Below are 3,853 nucleotides of genomic sequence, written 5' to 3' on the forward strand. Positions count from 1 at the left end.
GGCACGACGTGCCGCGAGCGTCACCCGCCCGGTCGTGCAGCTGCTCGGCTACGCCCGGGTCGCGCTGGCCCCGGGGGAGACCGCGCGGCTCCGCTGGAGCGTGCCCGTCCAGCGCTTCGCCTTCACCGACCGGGCCCTCCGCAAGGTGGTCGAGCCCGGGGACGTGCAGGTGTGGGTCGCGTCCCACGCGGCGGCGTCGGAGCCGGGAGGCACGGTGCGCACGGACGGGATCGTCGCGGCGGGCGACCGCTCCGGTCCACCGCCCGTCCCCGGCTCCGCCACCCGGCGCGCGGTGGTCCGCGTCACCGGTCCGGTCCGCGAGGTCCGGGCGTCCGACCGGCGCACCGTCACCTGGGAGCGCTGCTGACGGCGGCTGCGCCGGGACACGACCGGCGTGTCGGGACCCGGCACGACGCCGGGTGGTGCGAAGGGGGGACCACCCGGCGTCCGGTGGCGCGCCGAGGTCCACGGCGCGGCCGGATCCCGGTGGCGACGGTACGGTGAACGAGTCATGACCCAGTACACGCTCGGCCCGGTCATCGCACGGATCAGCGTGCCCGAGGCCGCCACCGCCCCGCGGGCAGCTCCGGTCGCCCGGTGGCGCCTCGCCCGGTCCGCCCCGCTCGTGAACCAGGCGGTGATCGCCGGGCTCACGATCGTGGCCGCCGTCAGCAGCGCCGTCGTCCCGGTCCTCGCGGTCACCGACGTCCCCAGCGTCTGGGGCGGCGTCGTGCTCGCCCTGGCCGGGCTCGGGTTCGCCGCCCTCATGGTGTGGCGGCCGGGTCTGGCGCGCGCCGAGCTGCTGGTCCCGGCGGTCGACTTCATCGCGATCGGCCTGCTGCGCTTCGGCACCGGGGACGCCCGGTCGCCGTTCCTCGCCGCCGTCCTGCTGCCGCTGGTGTGGATCGCGGCGAAGCCCGGTCGACAGCACATCGTCTACCCGCTCGTCGGCACGGTCATCACGTTCGCCGTGCCGATCGTGCTCGACCCGGACGACCTGATCGCGAGCGAGATGGTGCGCCTGGTCTTCGTGATCCTGGTGTTCGCCGCGGTCGCCGGCGTCACGAACGAGCTCGCACGGCAGGCCGACCTGCGACTCCGGTTCGCCCAGCAGCGCCGGCGGCAGGCGGAGAGCGAGATCAGCGAGGCCGCCCTCGTGCAGCGGTCCCTGCTGCCCGACTCCCACGACGACATCCCGGTCGAGCTCACGACGCGTGGGATCTGCCTGCCCGCCCGCACGGTCGGCGGCGACTTCTACGACTGGTACCCGACCGCGCACGGTGCGGCCTTCACCCTCGGCGACGTGATGGGCAAGGGCGTCGCCGCGGGCATGATCGCGGCCGTGGTGCGCTCCCTCGTGCGGGCGGCGTCGAGCCCCGGCGCTCCGGAGGCCTCGATCGGGTCGGCGGCCGAGGGGATGCGGTCCGGCCCGGGCGCCGACCAGTTCACGACCTGCTTCCACTTCCAGATCGCCCGCGACGGGACGACCCACTGGGTCGACGCCGGTCACGGGCTGTCCGTACTCCTCCGCGCCGACGGCGACGACGAGTGGCTCCGCTCCGACGACCTGCCGATCGGCGTCGGCACCGAGTGGGCCCCGCGGCGGACGATGCTCGGCCCCGGTGACGTCGTGGTGAGCGTCAGCGACGGAGTGCTGGACCTGTTCGGCGGCGACCTCGACGCCCCGGAGCGGTTCCGCGACTTCCTCCGTACCCACCGCGACCCGGACGAACTCGTGGCCGCGGTCCAGGAGCTCGGTGGGTCGGTCGACCACGAGGACGACGTGACCCTGCTCGCGGTCCGCTACGAGGGACCCGTCGCCCCCGCGGCCTGACGGCCCCGCCCGGACCGGTTCCCCGACGATCGGCGGCGTGCTCGCGACGGCAGGCGATCGGGGGCCCTGCAGCGACCGATCGCGCCCCGGGCCGCCGCGTCGTGACAGCATGGAGCGTGCTGACCGTCGGGATCCTCGTCGTCGCGGGCGTGGTGGCCGGGGTGATCGGCACCGCCGGTGGGATCACCTCGCTCGTCGCCTACCCGGCGCTGCTCGCCGTCGGGATCCCGCCGCTCGCCGCCAACGTCACGAACTCCGTCGCGCTCATCGGCAGCGGTGCGAGCTCCGCGTTCCGCGCCCGGCACGAGGTGCGTGCCGATCCCGCGGTCGTGCGACGCTGGATGCCGACCACCGTCGTCGCCTCGCTCGCGGGCGCGGTGCTCCTGGTCGTCACGCCGGCGCACCTCTTCGACCGCATCGTCCCGTTCCTCGTCCTCGCCGGGGGACTGCTCCTCCTGCTGCAGCCGCTCCTCGACCGTCGTCGTGCACGGACGACCGCCGACGCCCGTGCTCGGTCCACCGGTGCTGCGTCGGCCGGGATCGCCGGTGTCGGCGTCTACAACGGCTACTTCGGCGCGGGGTCCGGTGTGCTCATGATCGCCGTGCTGCTGCTCACCGGGTCGCCGTCGTTGCACCGGGCGAACGCCGTCAAGAACGTGCTGCTCCTCGCTGCGGACCTCCTGCCCGCCGTCGTGTTCGCGGTGTCCGGGCACGTCGTGTGGTCCGCCGCCGTCGCCCTCGGAGCGGGGGCGGTGATCGGTGGGCTCATCGGACCGACCGTCGCCCGACGGGTGCCGCACGGCGTCCTCCGGGTCGCGATCGCGTGCTGCTCGGTCGCGCTCGCCGGGTACCTGTTCGTCACGGTGGCGCCGTCCTGACCGGCGGACCGATCCGGCGCGCTGGTGACCCGCGGCCGTGCCCGTCGTCGGGATCGGTACGGTGGACGGCATGGCACCGTTCACGCCCCCAGCCGCCGACGCCGTCCGTGCACGACTCCTGCTCGCCGCGCGCGACGAGTTCGCCGCGTCGGGGCTCGTCGGCGGCAAGGTCGAACGGATCGCCGCGGCCGCCTCGAGCAACAAGGCCCAGGTCTTCCACTACTTCGGCAGCAAGGAGGGGCTGTTCGACGCCCTCGTCGAACAGACCGTCGCCGAGACGTTCGAGCGGGTCCCGCTCGACACGGACGACCTCCCGGGGTTCGCCGGCCGGTTGCACGACGCCTGGGCCGAGCGTCCGTGGGCCCAGCGGCTGACGACCTGGCACCGGCTCGACCGGGCCTCGGCGGTGCCGCTCGACGCGGTCCTCGAACGGCAGACCGCGATGGTGGCCGAGGTCGAGCGGGCGCAGCGAGCCGGCGTCCTGCCGCGCAGCTACCGGCCGGCCGTCCTGCTCGGCCTGGTGCTGCACCTCGCGGCCTTCTGGAGCGAGGCGGGTCCCGAGTCCGAGGCGCTGACCCGCGCGGTCGTGCCGGCGCGCCGTCGGCAGGTCGTGGTGGACGCGGTCACGTCGCTCGTCGGCGGCTGACGGTCAGGACCCCAGGCCAGCGGTCAGGCCGAGCCCGAACGGCACGCCCAGCCCGAGGAAGCCCGACGCAGCGATCGCCGCGGGCACCACGACCGTCGCCAGCGTCAGGGTCGCCCCGATCAGCACGGCCGCGAAGGCGAGGCCGTCGCCGCGCTCCCCGGTGCGCCGGACCTCGCGACGGGCGATGCAGCCGACCACGACGCCACCGATCGGGGCGACGAACGCGAGGGCGATGGCCACGACGGCCAGCAGGCTCAGCGGGGCGAGCGTGGACGGTGCGGCATCGGCGGCGGGAGTGTGCAGGCCGGGGGCGGTGTCGGTCACGGCCCCCGAGCCTACGAGCGTCGGCCGCGGGACGGGAGTACCCAGTCCTGGTGGCGTCCGGGCGCCTCGCTGTGCCACGCTCGGTGCGTGGACGACGGACTCCTCTACGACCTCTGTGCTCGAGCGCGACGCGTGCACCAGCGCACCGGCGGCTCGGAGCCGGCGTCCGCG

General features: G+C 75.1%; 5 protein-coding genes. 4 read left to right on the plus strand and 1 reads right to left on the minus strand.

The window, feature by feature from the left end; translation table 11 throughout:
• From I5E_RS22100 to I5E_RS17830, 4 genes are all read left to right on the plus strand, one after another.
• Positions 1–367 (plus strand): fibronectin type III-like domain-contianing protein (locus I5E_RS22100; RefSeq protein WP_042724023.1); only part of this gene is annotated, 367 nt, incomplete at its 5' end.
• A 144-nt stretch (positions 368–511) separates the two neighbouring features.
• Positions 512–1,834 (plus strand): PP2C family protein-serine/threonine phosphatase, encoded by a 1,323-nt coding sequence (locus I5E_RS22960; RefSeq protein WP_022908181.1) that lies wholly within the window; start codon positions 512–514, stop codon positions 1,832–1,834.
• A gap of 116 nt (positions 1,835–1,950) precedes the next feature.
• Positions 1,951–2,712, plus strand: coding sequence for a sulfite exporter TauE/SafE family protein (locus tag I5E_RS17825; RefSeq protein ID WP_022908182.1), 762 nt, complete (start codon positions 1,951–1,953; stop codon positions 2,710–2,712).
• Between the two features lie 70 nt (positions 2,713–2,782).
• Positions 2,783–3,358 carry a TetR family transcriptional regulator gene (locus I5E_RS17830; protein ID WP_031263102.1) on the plus strand — a complete coding sequence of 192 codons (576 nt, stop codon included), beginning with the start codon at positions 2,783–2,785 and terminating at the stop codon, positions 3,356–3,358.
• A gap of 3 nt (positions 3,359–3,361) precedes the next feature.
• On the opposite strand, the gene I5E_RS22110 is transcribed toward I5E_RS17830, so the two are convergent.
• The gene (locus I5E_RS22110; RefSeq protein ID WP_022908184.1) at positions 3,362–3,682 is read right to left on the minus strand and encodes a DUF4190 domain-containing protein; all 321 of its coding nucleotides are present in this window, start codon (positions 3,680–3,682) and stop codon (positions 3,362–3,364) included.
• Positions 3,683–3,853: the final 171 nt, after the last annotated feature.

This window comes from Curtobacterium sp. B18 (assembly GCF_000333375.1).
Taxonomy (GTDB): domain Bacteria; phylum Actinomycetota; class Actinomycetes; order Actinomycetales; family Microbacteriaceae; genus Curtobacterium.

Bases quoted from the DNA above. Each gene is read 5' to 3' on its own strand.
- I5E_RS22960 (WP_022908181.1), top strand. From the start codon at position 512: ATGACCCAGTACACGCTCGGCCCGGTCATCGCACGGATCAGCGTGCCC.
- I5E_RS17830 (WP_031263102.1), top strand. From the start codon at position 2,783: ATGGCACCGTTCACGCCCCCAGCCGCCGACGCCGTCCGTGCACGACTC.